This is a genomic window from Thermaerobacter composti, assembly GCF_033582035.1.
Lineage (GTDB): Bacteria > Bacillota > Sulfobacillia > Thermaerobacterales > Thermaerobacteraceae > Thermaerobacter > Thermaerobacter composti.
Map to the genome: position 1 here is coordinate 1098896 of NZ_CP132508.1, position 16584 is coordinate 1115479.

12 protein-coding genes are annotated in these 16584 nt (G+C 75.8%); all 12 read left to right on the forward strand.

Translation table 11 applies throughout. The features are described from left to right. The first annotated feature begins 36 nt into the window (after positions 1-36). The 12 genes from Q5761_RS04315 (at position 37) to Q5761_RS04370 (ending at position 16455) form a co-directional block, all read left to right on the forward strand. Positions 37-951 carry a polyphenol oxidase family protein gene (locus Q5761_RS04315; RefSeq protein WP_243123254.1) on the forward strand — a complete coding sequence of 305 codons (915 nt, stop codon included), beginning with the start codon at positions 37-39 and terminating at the stop codon, positions 949-951. Between the two features lie 550 nt (positions 952-1501). Beyond that, positions 1502-2194 (forward strand): YggS family pyridoxal phosphate-dependent enzyme, encoded by a 693-nt coding sequence (locus Q5761_RS04320; RefSeq protein WP_318751327.1) that lies wholly within the window; start codon positions 1502-1504, stop codon positions 2192-2194. 12 nt (positions 2195-2206) lie between these two features. Then, positions 2207-2662, forward strand: a complete 456-nt coding sequence (locus tag Q5761_RS04325; RefSeq protein ID WP_318751328.1) for a cell division protein SepF — start codon at positions 2207-2209, stop codon at positions 2660-2662. A gap of 103 nt (positions 2663-2765) precedes the next feature. Continuing rightward, positions 2766-3056, forward strand: coding sequence for a YggT family protein (locus tag Q5761_RS04330; RefSeq protein WP_318751329.1), 291 nt, complete (start codon positions 2766-2768; stop codon positions 3054-3056). 84 nt (positions 3057-3140) lie between these two features. Continuing rightward, positions 3141-3854 carry a DivIVA domain-containing protein gene (locus tag Q5761_RS04335; protein ID WP_318751330.1) on the forward strand — a complete coding sequence of 238 codons (714 nt, stop codon included), beginning with the start codon at positions 3141-3143 and terminating at the stop codon, positions 3852-3854. 147 nt (positions 3855-4001) lie between these two features. After that, positions 4002-5462 carry an ISLre2 family transposase gene (locus Q5761_RS04340; RefSeq protein WP_135224670.1) on the forward strand — a complete coding sequence of 487 codons (1461 nt, stop codon included), beginning with the start codon at positions 4002-4004 and terminating at the stop codon, positions 5460-5462. Between the two features lie 571 nt (positions 5463-6033). Then, positions 6034-9012, forward strand: coding sequence for an isoleucine--tRNA ligase (gene ileS, locus Q5761_RS04345; RefSeq protein ID WP_318751331.1), 2979 nt, complete (start codon positions 6034-6036; stop codon positions 9010-9012). 1051 nt (positions 9013-10063) lie between these two features. Further along, positions 10064-10945, forward strand: coding sequence for an aspartate/glutamate racemase family protein (locus Q5761_RS04350; protein ID WP_318751332.1), 882 nt, complete (start codon positions 10064-10066; stop codon positions 10943-10945). Positions 10946-10989: 44 nt separating this feature from the next. After that, on the forward strand, positions 10990-12699 hold the full coding sequence (locus tag Q5761_RS04355) for an amidohydrolase (protein ID WP_318751333.1): 1710 nt from the start codon (positions 10990-10992) through the stop codon (positions 12697-12699). Positions 12700-13307: 608 nt separating this feature from the next. Further along, the gene (fbp, locus tag Q5761_RS04360; protein WP_318751334.1) at positions 13308-14420 is read left to right on the forward strand and encodes a fructose-1,6-bisphosphate aldolase/phosphatase; all 1113 of its coding nucleotides are present in this window, start codon (positions 13308-13310) and stop codon (positions 14418-14420) included. A 677-nt stretch (positions 14421-15097) separates the two neighbouring features. Then, on the forward strand, positions 15098-15454 hold the full coding sequence (locus tag Q5761_RS04365) for a DUF5665 domain-containing protein (RefSeq protein WP_243123257.1): 357 nt from the start codon (positions 15098-15100) through the stop codon (positions 15452-15454). Positions 15455-15672: 218 nt separating this feature from the next. Continuing rightward, entirely contained in the window at positions 15673-16455 is a 783-nt protein-coding gene (locus Q5761_RS04370; protein WP_135225241.1) for a TraR/DksA C4-type zinc finger protein, read from the forward strand. Positions 16456-16584: the final 129 nt, after the last annotated feature.

Genomic DNA, 16584 nt, shown 5'->3' on the forward strand with positions numbered 1-16584 from the left:
GGGCTGCGAGGGGTCGGCCCCAGGGGAGGGAGGCCGGTGACCGCCGCGCTCCCACGGGACGCCTCCCCGCCCATGCGCCGGGAGTCGGTGGCGGGTTTGGAGTGGCTGGTTCTTCCCCAGGCCCCGCCGTGGCTCTTCCTGGCCTTCACCACCCGCCGGGGCGGCGTGAGCGAGGGACCCTGGGCGGAGCTCAACCTGGGTCGGTCCACCGGGGACGAACCGGCCCGGGTGGAGGCCAACCGCCAGCGCGTGCTGGAGGCGGCCGGTCCCGGCTGGCGGTGGGTGGCCATGCCGCGCATGGTCCACGGCGCCGACGTGAGCGTGGTCCGCGCCGAGGCGCCGTGGCCCCCGGGGGAGGCGCCCGCGGCCGACGCGCTGGTGACCACGGACCCCGGCGTCCTGCTGTGGGCCACCTTTGCCGACTGCGTCCCCGTCTTCCTGTGGGGCGAGGCGGAGCCCTCCCCCGCGACGGCCGGTGTCGCCCCGCGGGATGGGGCCGGGGCGGCACCCGGACCGCGTCGCGGGGTGGCCCTGGCCCATGCCGGCTGGCGCGGCACCCTGGCCGGGGTGGCGCCGGCGGCGGCCCGCACCCTGGCGAGGGCCATGGGCGTGGGCACTCACCGTCTCAACGCCCTGATCGGTCCCTCCATCGGCCCCTGCTGCTTCGAGGTGGACGAACCCGTCCTCCAGCGGCTCGCGCGCCGGCTGCCGTGGGCGGAGGAGGTCCTCGCGCCGTCGCCCCGGGGCGCCGGCTACCGGCACTGGGACCTCTGGGAGACGAACCGGCGACTGCTGGTGGAGGCGGGCCTCGACCCCCGACGCATCGCCGTCGCGGCGCTGTGCACGGCCTGCGACACCGCGTCCTTCTTCTCCCACCGGGCCAGCGGCGGTCGAACGGGCCGCATGGCCGGCCTGATCGGCATCCGGCCGGGTATCCGGCCGGGTGGCTGATTCCCGTCGGGCGCCGCAGGCAGCCGTCCCCACCGGTCGCGGCCGCCCGGCGCGGCGGGGCCGGCCCCGCCGCGCCGGGCGGGCGTCGGCCCCCTCCCGGCCGGCGCGACGGCGCTCGGGCGCAGCTCGACGCCCGGCGATCCGCACGACCTGCACGACCCGCCGATCCGCAAGACCTGGACGATCCGCACGACCCGCGAAGCTTCCTCCTGACGCCTGCGACGGCCCCGGCGGCGCTCTCCCGGAGGTGTGCCCGCGGGGTGGGAGCGGGAGGGCCGTCCCGACGTACGGAACCGCCGAAACGGGCAGGAGTCGCCCCCGCCGGTATGGAATCGCCCTGCTACACTGGAAGGGCCGGCGGCCCGGGACGCCGGGCTCCTCCCGGGTCACGGGGGGGCTCCGGGCGCCGGCGCCGGATGGCCCGCCGCCGGCGTCGACGGCGGGTCGAACGGCGCGGTTGGCGGGACACCTGCGGGTCCCGCCGGGGCCGTGGCGCACCGCGGCGCCGGGGGCAGCGGCCGCCGGCTCCGTCCGGGGAGCGACGACGCCGATGAGCATAGCCGAACGGGTGGCCGCCGTGCGGGAGCGCATCGCCGCCGCGGCGGCGCGGGCGGGGCGGGATCCCGGGGCGGTCACGCTGGTGGCGGTGAGCAAGTCGGTGCCCGTCGCCGCGATGCGCGAGGCGTACGCCGCCGGGATCCGACACTTCGGGGAGAACCGCGCCCAGGAGGCGCGGGACAAGTTCCCGGCCTTCGGCGACGACGTCCACTGGCACTTCGTGGGGCGGCTGCAGACCAACAAGGTGAAGTACATCGTCCGGCACTGTCATCTGCTCCACTCCCTGGACCGCGTGGCCCTGGCCCAGGAGGTCGACCGGCGTGCCAGCCGCTGCGGCCGGGTGTTGCCGTGTCTGGTGGAGGTCAACGTGGCGGGGGAGGCCACCAAGGCGGGCTTGCCGCCGGAGAAGGTCATCCCCTTTCTCCAGCAGGTGGCGGGTCGCCCCGGCCTGCGGGTGGTCGGCCTGATGACCGTGGCGCCGCGGGCCGATAACCCGGAAGAGGTGCGGCCGGTCTTCCGTCGGCTGCGGCAGCTCTTGGAGGAGGCCGCCGAGCGGTGCCGCGACCTCCCGGGCATCGAGATGCGCCACCTGTCCATGGGCATGACCGACGACTTCGAGGTGGCGGTGGAAGAGGGTGCGACCATCGTACGCATCGGCCGGGCCATCTTCGGCGAGCGCGGATGAGGAGGAGTCGCGATGGGGTGGATGGACCGGCTGCTCTCCCTGATCGGCTTCGAGGTCGAGGAGGAGGTGGTCGAGGCCGCCGCGGCCGAGGAACCGCAAGACGGCACGACCACGACGCGACGCCGGGACGGTCGCCCCTCGCGGGAGCGGCCGGAGGGGGCCGCCGGCCGGCCGGGGCAGCTGGTGCCCCTGGCCTCCGGTCCCCGCTCCCAACGGGTGGTCATCGCCCGCCCCCGGTCCTTCGACGAGGTCCAGGACATCGCCGAGCACCTGAAGAACCGGCGGCCGCTGATCCTCAACCTCGAGGACACCGACAAGGAGACGGCGCAGCGCATCCTCAACTTCTTGAGCGGCACCATCTACGCCCTCAACGGGGAGATGTACCGCATCGCCAACGGCGTCGTGTTCTTCGCCCCGCAGAACGTGGAGACCGTGGTCGACCGTCCGGACTTCCTCAGCCGCGACTGAGGGGCGGCGAGGGAACGGCGGCCGACCCGGCGGGGCGGTGCCGGCGGCATGGCGCGGCGGCCGGTGGGGCGGAGCCCGATGGGCGGCGCAGGGAGGGTGGGCGTTGACCGACTGGATCGTGACGTTCCTCGTCCGGGTGATCCACGGCCTCGCCACGGCGTTCTTCTGGCTGCTGCTGATCCGCGTGATCATGTCGTGGTTCGTCCAGGGTAACTACAACCGCACGTTTCACGATGTCTATCGTGTACTGGTCCAACTGACGGAGCCGATCCTGGCCCCGATCCGGCGGGTGATGCCCGCCACCGGGCCGTTGGACCTGTCGCCGCTGGTCGCCCTCTTGCTGATCCGGCTGGTGGAGACCCTGCTGGTGCGGCTGCTTCTGGCGGTGGCGTGACGGCGGCGCCACCCGTCGCCGGCGCCGGGCGAGCCGGCATCCCGCCCCAGGGGCGGGACGGCACCGATCCCGGGAGGTGGGAGGATGGCCCTCAGGCCGCTGGACATCCACAACAAGCAGTTCTCCCGCTCCTTCCGCGGTTACAACGAGACCCAGGTGGACGAGTTCCTCGAGCAGGTGGGCCGGGAGTTCGACCAGGTGCTGCGGGACAACGCCGCCCTGCGCGAGCAGGTGGACGCGCTGAACGCCAAGCTGGAGCAGTACCGGCAGCTGGAGGACACGCTCCACAACACCCTGGTGGTCGCCCAGGAGACGGCGGAGGAGGTCAAGGCCAGCGCCCAGCGGCAGGCGGAGCTGCTGATCAACCAGGCGCGGCTGGAGGCCGAGCAGATCGTGCAAGCGGCCCGGGCGAAGGCGGAGGAGATGGAGCGCCGCTACCAGGAGCTGCTCAACAACATGAAGGTCGCGCGGGCGCGGATGCGGGCCATGCTGATGGCCCACCTGCAGCTCCTCGACGAGGAACCGGGGCTGGCGGGGGGTGACGAGGCCGATGCCGCGGCGGCGGTCTCGGAGGGCGACGCCGGTGCCGCCCCGGGCCGGGACGCGGCGGACGAACCGGCCGCCCTGGTGGCCGACGCCGGGGCGACGGTCCACCGCGGCGTCGGCGCCCGGGGGCCGGCCCGCCCCGGCGCCGGCGGGCAGGAGGGGGGGCGCGAGCCCGGGCCGGCTCGTCCCCCGGCGCAGTGGGGTGCAGCCCGGGAGGTGGCGGCGGGCCGCGAAAGGACCGCCGGCCTCTAGCCAGGCGTCCCTCCCTCGACGGGCCCAGGCGGACTGTCTAAAGTTTCGGTAGGTGCTGGTGGGGGAAAAGCGAAGGAGAGACCTCACCAGGTTGTCCCAAACGGGACAGCCGATCCTTCTGGCCAAGGATGGAGGTGAGGCCTCTCCATGAAGGACGTGATTCGCCGCATCGGGGAGATCACCCTGCAGCTTGCTCGGGTTGTGGAAAAGGCCCTGTGGGAGGCTCCGGACTTTCGAGCGCTGGAGGTGGCCGTGGTCCGAGGGGCGCAGGAGGCCGCGCGGCAACTGTTGGTCACGGCTTTGGAGGCGCTGGACCGGCAGCTGATGGAGCAGCGGGACCGGCGGCAACTGAAGTGCGTCAATCAGCAACCGCGGAGCCTGATCACGTGGGTGGGTGAGATCCAGTGGGAACGACGGTATTACCAGGAGCGGCCGAGCGGCGCACGGCGGTTCTTGCTGGATGAAGTGCTCGGGCTGGCGCCGCGGCAGCGATACTCGCCGCTGGTGCAGGAGTTCGGGATTCAGCTGTGCACCCAAGTGCCGTTTGCGGCGGCAGCGGACTGGCTGGAGCGGGTGAGCTGCGGGGCCGTGCGGCTGAGCGCCATGGCCTTGTGGGCGGATGTGCAGGCGGCCGGGGCCCGAGCGGACGAAGCGGCGAAGGCGCAGCGGGAGGCGGTGTTTGAGCGGGGCGAGATCCCGCCCGGGAGCCGGCCGGCGGCCGCCGTCGACTTGGAGTTTGACGAGCTGTTGGTGCGGGGCCGGCGGCGCGGGCCGGATGGGCAGAAAGAGCGGATTGCGCTGATGCATGCGCTGGCGTATGAGGGCAAGGCGACGGACGCGCGGGGGCGGACGGTGCTGAAGAACCGGCGGGTGCACGTGGCCGTGGGCGAAGGGACGGCGTCCATCGAGGAGGCGCTGGCGGCCTTTGCGGCGGAGTGGGACTGGGCCCGGGTGGAACAGTGCACGGTGGGTGGGGACGGGGCGCCGTGGATCCGCAAGGCCCTTGAGTACCTCCCACAGGCTTCGTATCGCCTCGATCCGTTCCACCTGAAACGGGCCATGCGGCGGGGACTGCAGCACGACGCGGAAGCCCACCGGCAGCTGGCGGCGGCCCTGGCCGAGGGGAAGCCGTGGCGCGAGGTGGAGACGATCCTGGATGCGGCTCGCCGGCGGGCGCGGGGTGAAGCGCGCGACCGCGTCCAAGAACTGAAGCAGTACTTGAAGAACCACTGGGACGGCATCGTGGCCGACGCGAACGCGCGGCGGCTCGGTGCGATCGAGGCGGAGAACTACCACGTGCTGGCCCGGCGAATGAAGCGGCGCGGGGCCGCGTGGAGCGAGCGAGGGGCTCGGCACCTGGCCCGGCTGTTGGCGGCTCGAGCGAACGGGGAGCTCGATCGCTACGCGCGTCCGGTCTGGCAGCGCCGCCAGGCGCCACCGGTGGCCCCGACCCCGCAAGGCCGGCTGTTCGGGCAGCGCCTGAGCCGGAGCGACGTGGAGGATGTCGCCCAGTGGCTGCGGGTGCGGATCCCGGCGCTCTACGGACCCCATGCGGACCGCGAGTGGGTGAAGGCGCTGCGGCATCTGGCCGGCCTTTCTGTGGCGTGACCGGAACATGGGTCGGGGGGATCCACCTACCGAAGCTTGATGCAGTCCCCAGGCGCCCCTCCCTTGACGGGCCGCCGCCGCGTCCCTACAATTTGCCGTAATCCGACAGGCTGGGCGCCGCGGCCCCAGGGGCGGCGCCCCCGCCAATGGTCAATGGTCGAGCACGGCGATGACGGGGCGAGTAGGGCCGGTCGCGATGCCGGCTGCAGAGAGCCCGGGCCGTCGGCTGCGAGCCCGGGCGCCGGTGGCCGCCCGAAGATCCCCCCCGAGCCGCCCACCGAACCCGCCCCGCGGCCTGCGGGAGCCACGGATGGAGGCAGCGCGGGGCGCGCAGTAGGCTGGGCCGCCTGGCCCCCGTTAGCGGGCCGCAGAGTGCCCGGGCCTTCGGCTGGTACCGGACCCGCGACCGGGGAACCGACGGCGACGTGGCCCTGGCGCCGCGGGCGGCCGTGACGAGCCGCCGCGGCCGCGGCGAGCTTGCCCGGGAACAAAGGTGGTACCGCGAGGGAGCCCCCTTCGCCCTTTGGCGAAGGGGTTTTTCGTTGTTGCCGACTTCGCGAGGAGGGGGAGCATGGACTACCGCGAGACGCTCAACCTGCCCAAGACCGACTTCCCCATGCGGGCCAACCTGCCCCGGCGGGAGCCCGAGATCCAGCGCCGCTGGGACGCGATGGACCTCTACCGGCGGCTGCGCGAGGCCCGCCGCGGGCGGCCGCGGTTCGTCCTGCACGACGGCCCGCCCTACGCCAACGGCGACATCCACGTGGGCACGGCCCTCAACAAGATCCTCAAGGACGTGGTGGTGCGGTACGCCTCCATGGTGGGCTACGACGCGCCCTACGTCCCGGGTTGGGACACCCACGGCCTGCCCATCGAGCGCCGTGCCCTGGAGGTGCTGGGCGTCGACCGGCGCGCCATCTCGCCCGTCGAGTTGCGGAACCGCTGCCGCGACTACGCCCTGGAGCAGATGAACCGGCAGCGCCAGCAGTTCCGCCGCCTGGGCGTGCTGGGCGACTGGGAGCGGCCCTACCTCACCCTGGATCCCGAGTACGAGGCCAAGCAGATCGAGGTCTTCGGCGAGATGGCGCGGCGCGGCTACATCTACCGCAGCCTCTACTCCGTGTACTGGTGTCCCGTGGACGAGACGGCGCTGGCGGAGGCGGAGATCGAGTACCGGGAGAAGACGTCGCCCTCCATCTACGTCGCCTTTCCCGTGGTGGACGGCCGCGGCCGCCTGCCGGACGGCGCCCGGCTGGTGATCTGGACCACCACGCCCTGGACGATCCCGGCCAACCTGGCCATCGCGGTCCACCCCGAGGCCCGCTACGTGGCGGTCGAGACCGACCGTGGGCCGCTGGTGGTGGCCGAGCCCCTCGTGGAGCGGGTGCTCCAGGCCGCCCAGCTGGAGGAACGCGGCCGCTCGGGCCCCTGGACCGGGGCCGACCTCGCGGGCGTCACCTACCGCCACCCCCTGTTCGACCGCACCTCGCCGGTGGTGCTGGCCGAGCACGTCAGCATGGAGGAGGGCACGGGGTTGGTCCACACGGCGCCGGGCCACGGCCAGGAGGACTTCGAGGTCGGTCGCCGCTACGGCCTGCCCGTGCTGAGCCCGGTGGACGACCGCGGCCGCTTCACCCAGGAGGCCGGGCCCTTCGCGGGCCTGTTCTACGCCGATGCGAACCCCCACATCGTGCGCGCCCTGGACGACGCGGGGGCGCTTTTGGCCGAGGGCACCATCCGGCACCAGTACGCCCACTGCTGGCGTTGCCGCCAGCCGGTGATCTTCCGCGCCACCACCCAGTGGTTCGCCTCGGTGGAGGGCTTCCGCCGGCAGGCCCTGGAGGCCATCGATCGAGTGCGCTGGATCCCGGAGTGGGGTCGGGAGCGCATCCGCAACATGGTGGCCGACCGCGGCGACTGGTGCATCTCCCGCCAGCGCGCCTGGGGCGTGCCGATCCCGGTCTTCTACTGCGAGGCCTGCCAGGAGCCGGTGATCACGGAAGCGAGCATCCGCGCGGTGGCGGACCTCTTCCGGCGGGAGGGCTCCAACGCCTGGTTCCAGCGGGAGGCGGCGGAGATCCTGCCCGAGGGCTTCGCCTGCCCCCACTGCGGCAGCCGGCAGGGGTTCCGCAAGGAGACCGACATCATGGACGTGTGGTTCGACTCCGGGTCGAGCCACGCCGCGGTGCTCGAGACGCGGGAGGAGCTGACCTGGCCCGCGGACCTCTACCTGGAGGGATCCGACCAGCACCGGGGCTGGTTCCAGTCGTCGCTGCTGACGGCGGTGGCCACCCGCGGCCAGGCGCCCTACCGGGCCGTGCTGACCCACGGCTTCGTGGTGGACGGCGAGGGCCGCAAGATGTCCAAGTCCCTGGGCAACGTGGTCGACCCCAACGACGTGATCCGGCGCTACGGGGCCGACGTGCTGCGCCTGTGGGCGGTCTCGTCGGACTACCGGGGCGACGTGCGGATCTCGGAGGACATCCTCAAGCAGATGGCCGAGGTCTACCGGAAGATCCGCAACACCCTGCGCTTTCTCCTGGCGAACCTGGGCGACTTCGACCCGGGCCGGGACGCCGTGGCCTACGGCGAGCTGCCCGAGCTCGACCGCTGGGCGCTGGCGCGGCTCGCCCAGGTGACGGAGCGGGTGCGCCGGGCGTACGACGAGTACCAGTACCAGCTGGTCTACCACGCGATCCACAACTTCTGCGTCACCGATCTCAGCGCGTTCTACCTGGACGTGCTCAAGGACCGGCTCTACGCCTCCTGGCCGGCGGCCCCCGAGCGGCGGGCGGCCCAGACGGTGCTCTACCAGCTGGCGCGCACCCTGACCCTGCTGCTGGCGCCGGTGCTCTGCCACACGGCGGACGAGGTGTGGGGACACCTGCCGCGAGGGGAGGGCGAGCCGGAGAGCGTGCACCTGGCCCTGATGCCCGACCCCCAGCCCGCCTGGCGCGACGAGGCGCTGCTGCACCGGTACGAGACGCTGCTGCGGGTACGGGAGGCGGTCTATCGCGTCCTCGAACAGGCCCGCCAGGACAAGGTGATCGAGGTGCCGGCGGAGGCCCGGGTGGTGATCGCGGGGGCGACCGGCGAGCAGGCCCGGGTGCTGGAGCGGCACATGCCCGAGCTGCCGGAGCTGTTCCTGGTGGCCGAGGTGGTGGTCGAACCCGGCCATGGCCGCGGGACCGAGCCCGCGGCGGCGTCCGCGGTGCCGGGGGCGCTGGGGGGGGCCGCCGCGGTGCGGGACGGTGGCGGGGTGCCCGCCGACCCGGCGCGGGACGCGGCGGCCGAGGGGACCGGGACCGGGCCTGCCGCCGGGGCCCAGCCGGAGGTGGCAGGGACGGCCGGCGGCGGCTCCGTCGAGGCGCGGGTCGACGGCCTGACCGTCCGGGTGGCGCGGTCGTCCCTGGCGCGTTGTGCCCGCTGCTGGCGCCACGTCCCCGGCGTCGGGGACGACGGCGACCACCCCGACCTCTGTCCCCGCTGCGCCCAGGTGGTGCGCCGGCTCCAGGCGACGCCCGGGACGGACCGCACCGCCGGAGCCTGAAGCCCGCAGCGGCCGGCGGGCTCGCCGGGGTCGGCGCGCCGGGCCGGGGTCGGCGGGCCGACCCCGGCGCACCCTTGCGGGTGGCGACTGCCCCTCGGGGGCGGGACAGGTGCCCGGTGTGGGCACCTGTCCCGCCCCCCGTGCATACACCGTGGGTGCGGGGACCGGCGCGCCATCCCCGAGCGCGAGGGCGCTGTGGCACGGACCCGCACCGCCCGCCGCGCAGCGGCGCCACCCGCACCGCCGCCCCGGTTGCGCGGCGCCCCGAGGGGGCGCCACCCGGGTTGCCCGGGCGCCGGGTGGGGTGGCGAGGGTTGCGCCCGGCCATGCGGGGCCCCGCCCTGGTCGCCCGTCGCCCGGCGGACCGACGCGCCGGTTGCGCACCGCCCTGCCGGGCACCCCCCTGGCGCGGTGTCCTGCGCGGTACCGCCCGGGTTGCGCCCCGCCTGCCCGGGCCCGCCCGGTTTCGCCCGGCGCCCTCCGGGGTACCGCCCGGCTTGCGCCCCGCCCTGGGAGGCAATTCCCTGGGATGCAAATAGGGGTGGCATCGTGGCCGACGCGGGCCCGGTGGGTACGCCCCGGTCGCGTGCCGCCCTGCGGGGGCGCCGGCGGGGCGGCGCCCCCGCAGGGCGCCCCCGGTCGTGAGCCGGGCAGGAGCCGGGCCGAAGCCGTCGAACGCTGAGCTCATTGTGCCGCCGTGCGACCAAGGCCGGCGGCGCGCCTCGGACGGCGGCTGGCTGCGCCCGGATGCCCGCCGCCGGCCGGACACGGCGGCGGGCCGCCCGCCGGCTGCGGTCCCCGCCGCGGCGCGGCGAGCCACCGGTCCGTAGCCGGCCAGCCGTCGGCGTGGTGCCGGTCGCCGAATCCGCTCGGCGTCCGCCGGTCGGCGCGAACCCGCGGGAGGCGCAAAGGTCGAATGTCGACGGACGTAAGCCGGAACGGACGGTCTCACCGCCCAGCGGGCTGGCGCCCGGGGGCTCACGGGGACGGTCGCCTGCGTCCCGGGCCGGGGGGCGGGAGGGGCGGGCCCCGGCCGGAGGGCACCGCGCCCGTGCCCGCAGCCCCGCCGGCCGTGCCGTCTCCACCCGGCGCCCCGTCCGCGGCGGCCTCCCGGCCGGTTCGTCGGGACGGTTCGGGTCGCATCGAAGCGGACTACGCCGCCCGCGCCACCGCGGCCGCCCTTGCGGGCGCGGGCGGGCCGGCCATCGGCATCCTGGGGGGCATGGGGCCCGAGGCGACCGTCGACCTGTTCGCCAAGATCGTCCGCGCCACGCCGGCCCGGGTGGACCAGGACCACGTGCGGGTGGTCATCGACAGCAACCCGAAGATCCCCGACCGCACCGCCTACCTGCGCGGCTGCGGCCCGGACCCCGTGCCGGCCATGGTGGCGGGGATCCAGGGGCTGGTCGCCTTGGGGGCGCGCGTGATCCTGATCCCCTGCAACACCGCCCACGTGTACTTCGACCGGCTCCAGGAGGCGAGCCCGGTCCCGATCCTGCACATCATGCGGGAGGTCGCGCGGGCCCTGGCGCCCGGCGGCGACCCCGCGGCCGGGCTGGCCGCTGGCGGGCCCGTGGGCTTGCTGGCCACGGAATTGACGGTGCAGAGTGGCCTCTACCACGAAGCGCTGGCGCGAGTGGGCCTCGAGGTCGTGGTGCCCGATCCGCCCTACCAGGCACGGGTGACCCGGGCGATCTTCGGTCCCGACGGCATCAAGGCCGGGGTGTACGCCCCGGCGCGCCGGCGGTTGCTCGAGGCCGGTGCCCACCTGGTGGAGCGCGGCGCCCGGGTGCTGATCGCCGGCTGCACGGAGCTGCCCCTGGTCCTGCGGCCCGGCGACTTCCCCGTGCCGTGGGTCGATCCGGCGGAGATCCTGGCGCGGGCCGCCCTCGCCCGGGTCCTGGGGACGCCGGTGGAGGCGGGCCGTCGCTGAGCCGGGGGCATGGCCATCCCGTCCAGGAGGTGACGCGGATCGCGATGGCCACGCCAGCCTCCCCACCCCATGGTTCCGCGGCGCCCGACCCCATGGACGACAGCGTGCCCACCTCCGTCGCGGCGGCGTGCGGCGGCGACGGACCCCCGGCGGCCGGCCTCGTGCTGGTCGGCCGCATCGTCCCGGCGCCGGGCGCGCCCGTCGCCCCGGCGGAGGCGGTGCTCTTCCGCGACGGCCGCGTGGCCGCCCTGGGGAGCGAGGCCGCCGTGCGGGACGCGGCGGGGCCGCGGGCGGAGGTGGAGGTCCTGCCCCGGGAGGCGGTGCTGCTGCCGGGTTTCGTCGACGGCCACTGCCACCTGCTCTGGTGCGCCGCGGCGGCGGCGCAGCTCGACCTGCGGGACGTGGACTCGCTGGACGAACTGGCCCGCCGCGTGGCCCGACGGGCCGCGGAGCTGCCGCCGGGCACGTGGATCGAGGGCTACGGCTGGGATCAGAGCCGGTTCGACCCGCCGACGTGGCCGGGGCGGGCCTTGCTCGACCGGGCGGCCCCGGAGCACCCCGTCCTCCTGCGGCGGGTGTGCCGGCACGTGGCCGTGGCCAACGGCGCCGCCCTGGCCGCGGCCGGCGTGCACCGGGAGACGCCCGACCCGCCGGGTGGCCGGTTCGTCCGGAATCCCGAGACCGGCGAGCTGACGGGCTTGCTGGAGGAGACCGCCATCGACCGGGTGGCGGCGGCCCGGCCCGAGCCGGGGTTCGAGGAGCGGCTGGCGGGACTTCGGGAGGTGATCCGGACCGCCCATGCGGCCGGGATCACCGCCGTCCACAGCCACGACGTCCACCGCCCCGGGGAGCTGGGGGACGTGGTGGCGCTGTACGCCGCCGCCCGCCGCCGCGGGCGGCCGCTGCGGGTAGCCCTGGACGTGGGCTGGGCGGCGTTCGGCGACGCCCGGCGGTGGGGCCCCTCGGGCCACGGCGACGAGTGGCTGCGCATGGGCTCGATCAAGTTCTTCGCCGACGGGTCGCTGGGCGGCCGCACGGCGGCGCTGCGGGAGCCCTACCACGACGGCGACGGGGCGGAGCGGGGCCTCCTTCGCCACCCCCCGGAGGAACTGGCCGCCCGCGTGGCCGAGGCGGCTGCCGCCGGATACCAGGTGGCGATCCACTGCATCGGCGACCGGGCCATCGACGTGGCCCTGGAGGCGGTGGCCGCGGCCCGGGGCCGGGGCGGGCCGGGTCGCCACCGGCTGATCCACGTGCAGGTCATGGCGCCGGAGCACCCGCGGCGACTGGCGGCCGCCGGGGTGGTGGCCGAGATCCAGCCGCGCTTCCTGGCGTCGGACCTGGCCTTCGTGGAGGAGCGGCTGGGACCCGAGCGGTGCCGGTACGCCTATGCCTGGCGCAGCCTGATCGATGCCGGCGTGCCGGTCTCGGCGGGCTCCGACGCCCCCATCGAGCCGTTGCCTCCCCTGGAGGGCGTGCAGGCGGCCATCACGCGGGACGACCTGGCGGGCCATCCGCCGGGGGGCTGGCACCCCGAGCAGCGCCTCGGCGTCGGCGAGGCGCTGAAGGCCTACACCGCGGGGGCCGCCTACGGCGCCCTCGCGGAGGGGCTCTGGGGCAGCCTCTTGCCGGGTGCGGCGGCGGACGCGGTGGTCCTGGGGGCCGACCCGTGGCGGGTCGCGCCGGGGGAGCTGCGGTCCATCCCCGTGCTGGCCACGTACGTGGGCGGCGCGCCCGTCTTCCGCAGGCGGTGAGGTCCGCCACGGCCTCGGGGGCTCGGGCCCCAGGGCCGGCCCAACGACCGGCCGCCGCCCGGGCGAGCGGCCGCCCTGGGGCTCGCCGCTCCGCAGCCGCACCGGGGCGTCCCAGCCCCTGGCGGGGGTACAGCGGGGCGCTGGCGGCCACGGCCCGGGGACCCCGGCGGCGACGGCCCGGGGCCCCGGCGGCGACGGCCCGCTGAAGCCCCTCGCTGTGTAGGAATCGTCCGGCCTTCGTGGAAATGGGTCCATCGTGAGCGCCTCTTGCAAGATTCGTCGCGGGTAGCGCTCTGCCGGCCGCAGGGCGGCCCCTCGCCCTGGCCCTTGCCGGCCTCGGGCTCGGGACGGCGGGCGCCGCGGCCGGGCCCAGGGCGTCGGTGCAGCGACCGGCCGCCGTGATGCCGCCGGCGGCCGGGGGCGGGCATCCCGCGCGCCTGGGGGACGGGACCTGCGCACCGCCCGGTGCGGCGGACAACACCCGCGCACCGTCGGGAGGGTGGGAGGGGGCCTCGGCCCCGCCGGGCGTGGGGGACGGGACCTGCGCACGGGGCCCGGCGGTCCCGTCGCCGGCCGGCGCGCTCCCGCGGCGTGACGGGGGGTTTGCGATGGACGTCACGGTGAGCGTCATCAAGGCCGACGTGGGGAGCGTGGGCGGCCACACCCGCCCCAGCGACGAGCTCCTGGACGCCGTGCGCCAGCGGGTCGAGGCCGAGAGGGGCGGCCTCCTACTGGACGCCCGGGTCTTCTTCTGCGGCGACGACATCTCCATCCTGATGACCCACCAGCGGCCGCCGGGCGACGAGGCGATCCACCGCGTGGCGTGGGAGGCCTTCCAGGCGGGGACCGAGGTCGCCAAGCGGCAGGGCCTCTACGGCGCCGGGCAGGACCTGTTGAAGGACGCCTTCTCGGGCAACGTGCGCGGCCTGGGTCCGCAGGTGGCCGAGCTCGCCTTGCGGGAGCGGCCCAACGAGGCGCTGATGATCCTGGCCGCCGACAAGACGGAGCCCGGCGCCTTCAACCTGCCCCTGTACCTGGCCTTCGCCGACCCCATGTACTCGCCGGGCCTGCTGCTCTCCGAGGAGCTCCACGCCGGCTTCCGGTTCGTCATCATGGACGTCGAGCACACCGAGGGCGACCGGCTGATCACCCTGGACGCGCCCGAGCGGCTCTACGACATCGCGGCCCTCCTGCGGGACACCCACCGGTACGTCATCGCCGGCATCTGGTCGCGGAAGTATCCGGACGAACAGGCCGTGGCCGTCAGCACCACGCGCCTGCGCCAGATCGCCGGCCGCTACGTGGGCAAGGACGACCCGGTGGCCATCGTGCGGGTGCAGAAGATCTTCCCCGCCACCGAGGAGTTCGGTCCGCCCTTCGCCCTGGGCGCCTTCGTGGCGGGGGACACCCGGGGGAGCCACAACCTGCCGCTGCTGCCGGTGCCGGTGAACACGCCGGCCAGCACCTTCTTCTGCCATCCCATGGTGGCGGCCCTGGGCTTCTCCTTGCGCGACGGCAAGCTCACGGGACCCGTGGACCTCTTCGCCGACCCCGTGTGGGAGCCCATCCGGCACCGCATCGTGGCCAAGGCCCTGGGCATGCGGCAGCAGGGCTTCTTCCAGCCGGCGATGCTCCCCTTCTCGGAGCTGGAGTACGGCGGCATCACCGCGCGCCTCAAGCGGCTGGATGCGGAGTTCCGCGTGGAGGCGTCCCGGGACTAGCCCGGCGGTCGGGCTGCGCGCCCGACCCCTGGCGCCGGGGGCCGTCGCCGCGCGGCGCGAGCCTCTGCAGGGCTCGCTCAGGCTGTGCCGTGTGTGGATCTCTGGGGAGGGGGCCGTCGGCGCGCGGCGCGACGGCCCCGGGCCCGGCGCGACGGCGCGCGACGGCCATGGCAAAGCGGTGGGGAGCCCGGGCGCGGCCCCGTCCCCGCGGGGGACGGGGCCGCGCCGTGCGGGGCGCCCGTCGGCGGGGGCGGCCGCATGCACCATGCGGCCGCCCCCGCCGCGCTTGGCCCGGGGCGGTCGCGCTGCGTGGCGCGTCCCGCGGCGGGACAGGCTACGACCACCGGCGCCCAGGGGCGGCCGGCGCGGTGCCCGCGCCGGGGCAGCGGGAGGTGGACCGGTTGGGCAGGCCGGAGCGCCGCGGCGACCGGCGTCCGGGGGGCGCGCCCCGCATCGCGTGGGAGCGGGCGCCGACGGGCCGCGCCGCGGTGGAGCGGCTGGCTGGGTCGTGGCGGCGTCCGGGCCCGGGCGGGCGCCCCGCCTGGCGGCCGGATCAGGGGGTGCGGCGTGACGGGACGGGAGCCATGCCGGGGTGCCGGTGGTCGCCGGCGCCCCCGGCGCGGGTCGGGATGCCGGGGTTGGGCGCTGGGCACCGACGCTCGCCGCCCCGGGTCGGGATGCCAGGGGTCCCCGCCGGGCAGCGGCGCCCTCCGCCGCGGACGCTGCTGGCCGGGATCCTCCACCGCCTGGACGAGCTCAGCTGGCGGTGGCAGCGCATCAGCATCGGCGAGTACCTGGCCCTCTTCCACGACCCGGGACGGCTCTTCTGGATGAACTTCCTGGCCGGGGTGGCCCGCGGCCTGGGGGCGGCGGTGGGGTTCACCCTGTTGGGGGCGCTGGTGCTCCTCGCCCTGCAGCGGGCGGTGGAGCTCAACCTGCCCTATCTGGGCAGCCTGATCGCCGACCTGTTGCGCATCGTGCGCACCGAGCTCGACGGCACCCCGCCCGCCGGGGGCGGTGCCCCGGGACCCTGACCGAGCGAGACGGGCCGGCCCCGGCCAGCCCGGTCGCCGCGGGGGCCGGCGCGCGGGTGGGGGTCCGCCGCGCGGCGCACCGGCTGGCGCGCTGGCGCGGTGCCGCCGGCCCGGGCGCGGGGGGCCGCCCCTCCGGCAGGCCGGTTCGTCCACGGAGGGGACCCGCCAGGGGGGCGACGGGCGATGCGGCGGCGAGCGGCCCCGAGGAGGGATGGTCCATGCGACCCGAAGTCCGTGAGCACTTCCGGCAGCGCCTGCTGGCGGAGCGGCGGCGCATCGCCGCCGATCTGCGGTTCGACAGCGACATCGGCCGGCTCTCCCTGCGGGAGTCCGTCGGCGAGCTCTCCACCTACGACAACCATCCCGGCGACGTGGGCACGGAGACCTTCGAACGGGCCAAGGACGTGGCCCGGCGGCGGGACGTCCAGCGGGCCCTGCACGACATCGACGCCGCCCTGGCCCGGCTGGAGGAGGGGACCTACGGCTACTGCCAGCGGTGCGGACGGCCGATCCCGCGGGAGCGGCTGGAGGCGCTGCCCGCCACGCCCTATTGCGAGGCGTGCGCCGAGGCCATGGCGGAACGGGAGAAGAGGGTGCGCGGCACCGCCCGCCCGGTGGAGGAGGCGCTGCTGAGCCCGCCCTTTGCCCGATCCTGGCGCGACGACACCGACGAGGTCGACTTCGACGGGGAGGACGCCTGGCAGTCGGTGGCCCAGTACGGCAGTTCCGATACGCCCCAGGACGTGGGGGAGCCCGCCACCTACCCCGACGTCTACGAAGACGCCGGCGACGACGGCGGCCTGGTCGAGCACACCGACCGGTTGCTGGACCTGCGCTTCGAGTCGGCGGAGGACGTCGCCGTGGCCCAGGAGGCCGTCAAGGAGCACCGGCGCAGGAACACCGGGGGCGACGGCGACTTCGACGCGGCCCCGGGGCGGTCCCCGGACCGCCGCCGGCGGTCGGCGGATGGGGACGCGGCCGGCGGCGGGGAGGGGCGCTGACCCGCGCGGCGGCGCGAGGGGGGCGCGCCGTGCCCTGGCCCGTCCCGCCCGTCGGGCCTGCCTGCAGAACGGCGCCGGGGCCTTGGCGCACGCCCGGCGCCGGCGCGGCGGTGGCGGGCGGCCCGTCCG

What these genes read in the sequence shown, in the direction of transcription:
- ileS (WP_318751331.1), top strand. Translation starts at nt 6,034, where the DNA reads ATGGACTACCGCGAGACGCTCAACCTGCCCAAGACCGACTTCCCCATG.
- Q5761_RS04370 (WP_135225241.1), top strand. Translation starts at nt 15,673, where the DNA reads ATGCGACCCGAAGTCCGTGAGCACTTCCGGCAGCGCCTGCTGGCGGAG.
- Q5761_RS04325 (WP_318751328.1), top strand. Translation starts at nt 2,207, where the DNA reads ATGGGGTGGATGGACCGGCTGCTCTCCCTGATCGGCTTCGAGGTCGAG.
- Q5761_RS04320 (WP_318751327.1), top strand. Translation starts at nt 1,502, where the DNA reads ATGAGCATAGCCGAACGGGTGGCCGCCGTGCGGGAGCGCATCGCCGCC.
- Q5761_RS04365 (WP_243123257.1), top strand. Translation starts at nt 15,098, where the DNA reads ATGCCAGGGGTCCCCGCCGGGCAGCGGCGCCCTCCGCCGCGGACGCTG.
- fbp (WP_318751334.1), top strand. Translation starts at nt 13,308, where the DNA reads ATGGACGTCACGGTGAGCGTCATCAAGGCCGACGTGGGGAGCGTGGGC.
- Q5761_RS04340 (WP_135224670.1), top strand. Translation starts at nt 4,002, where the DNA reads ATGAAGGACGTGATTCGCCGCATCGGGGAGATCACCCTGCAGCTTGCT.
- Q5761_RS04355 (WP_318751333.1), top strand. Translation starts at nt 10,990, where the DNA reads ATGGCCACGCCAGCCTCCCCACCCCATGGTTCCGCGGCGCCCGACCCC.
- Q5761_RS04335 (WP_318751330.1), top strand. Translation starts at nt 3,141, where the DNA reads ATGGCCCTCAGGCCGCTGGACATCCACAACAAGCAGTTCTCCCGCTCC.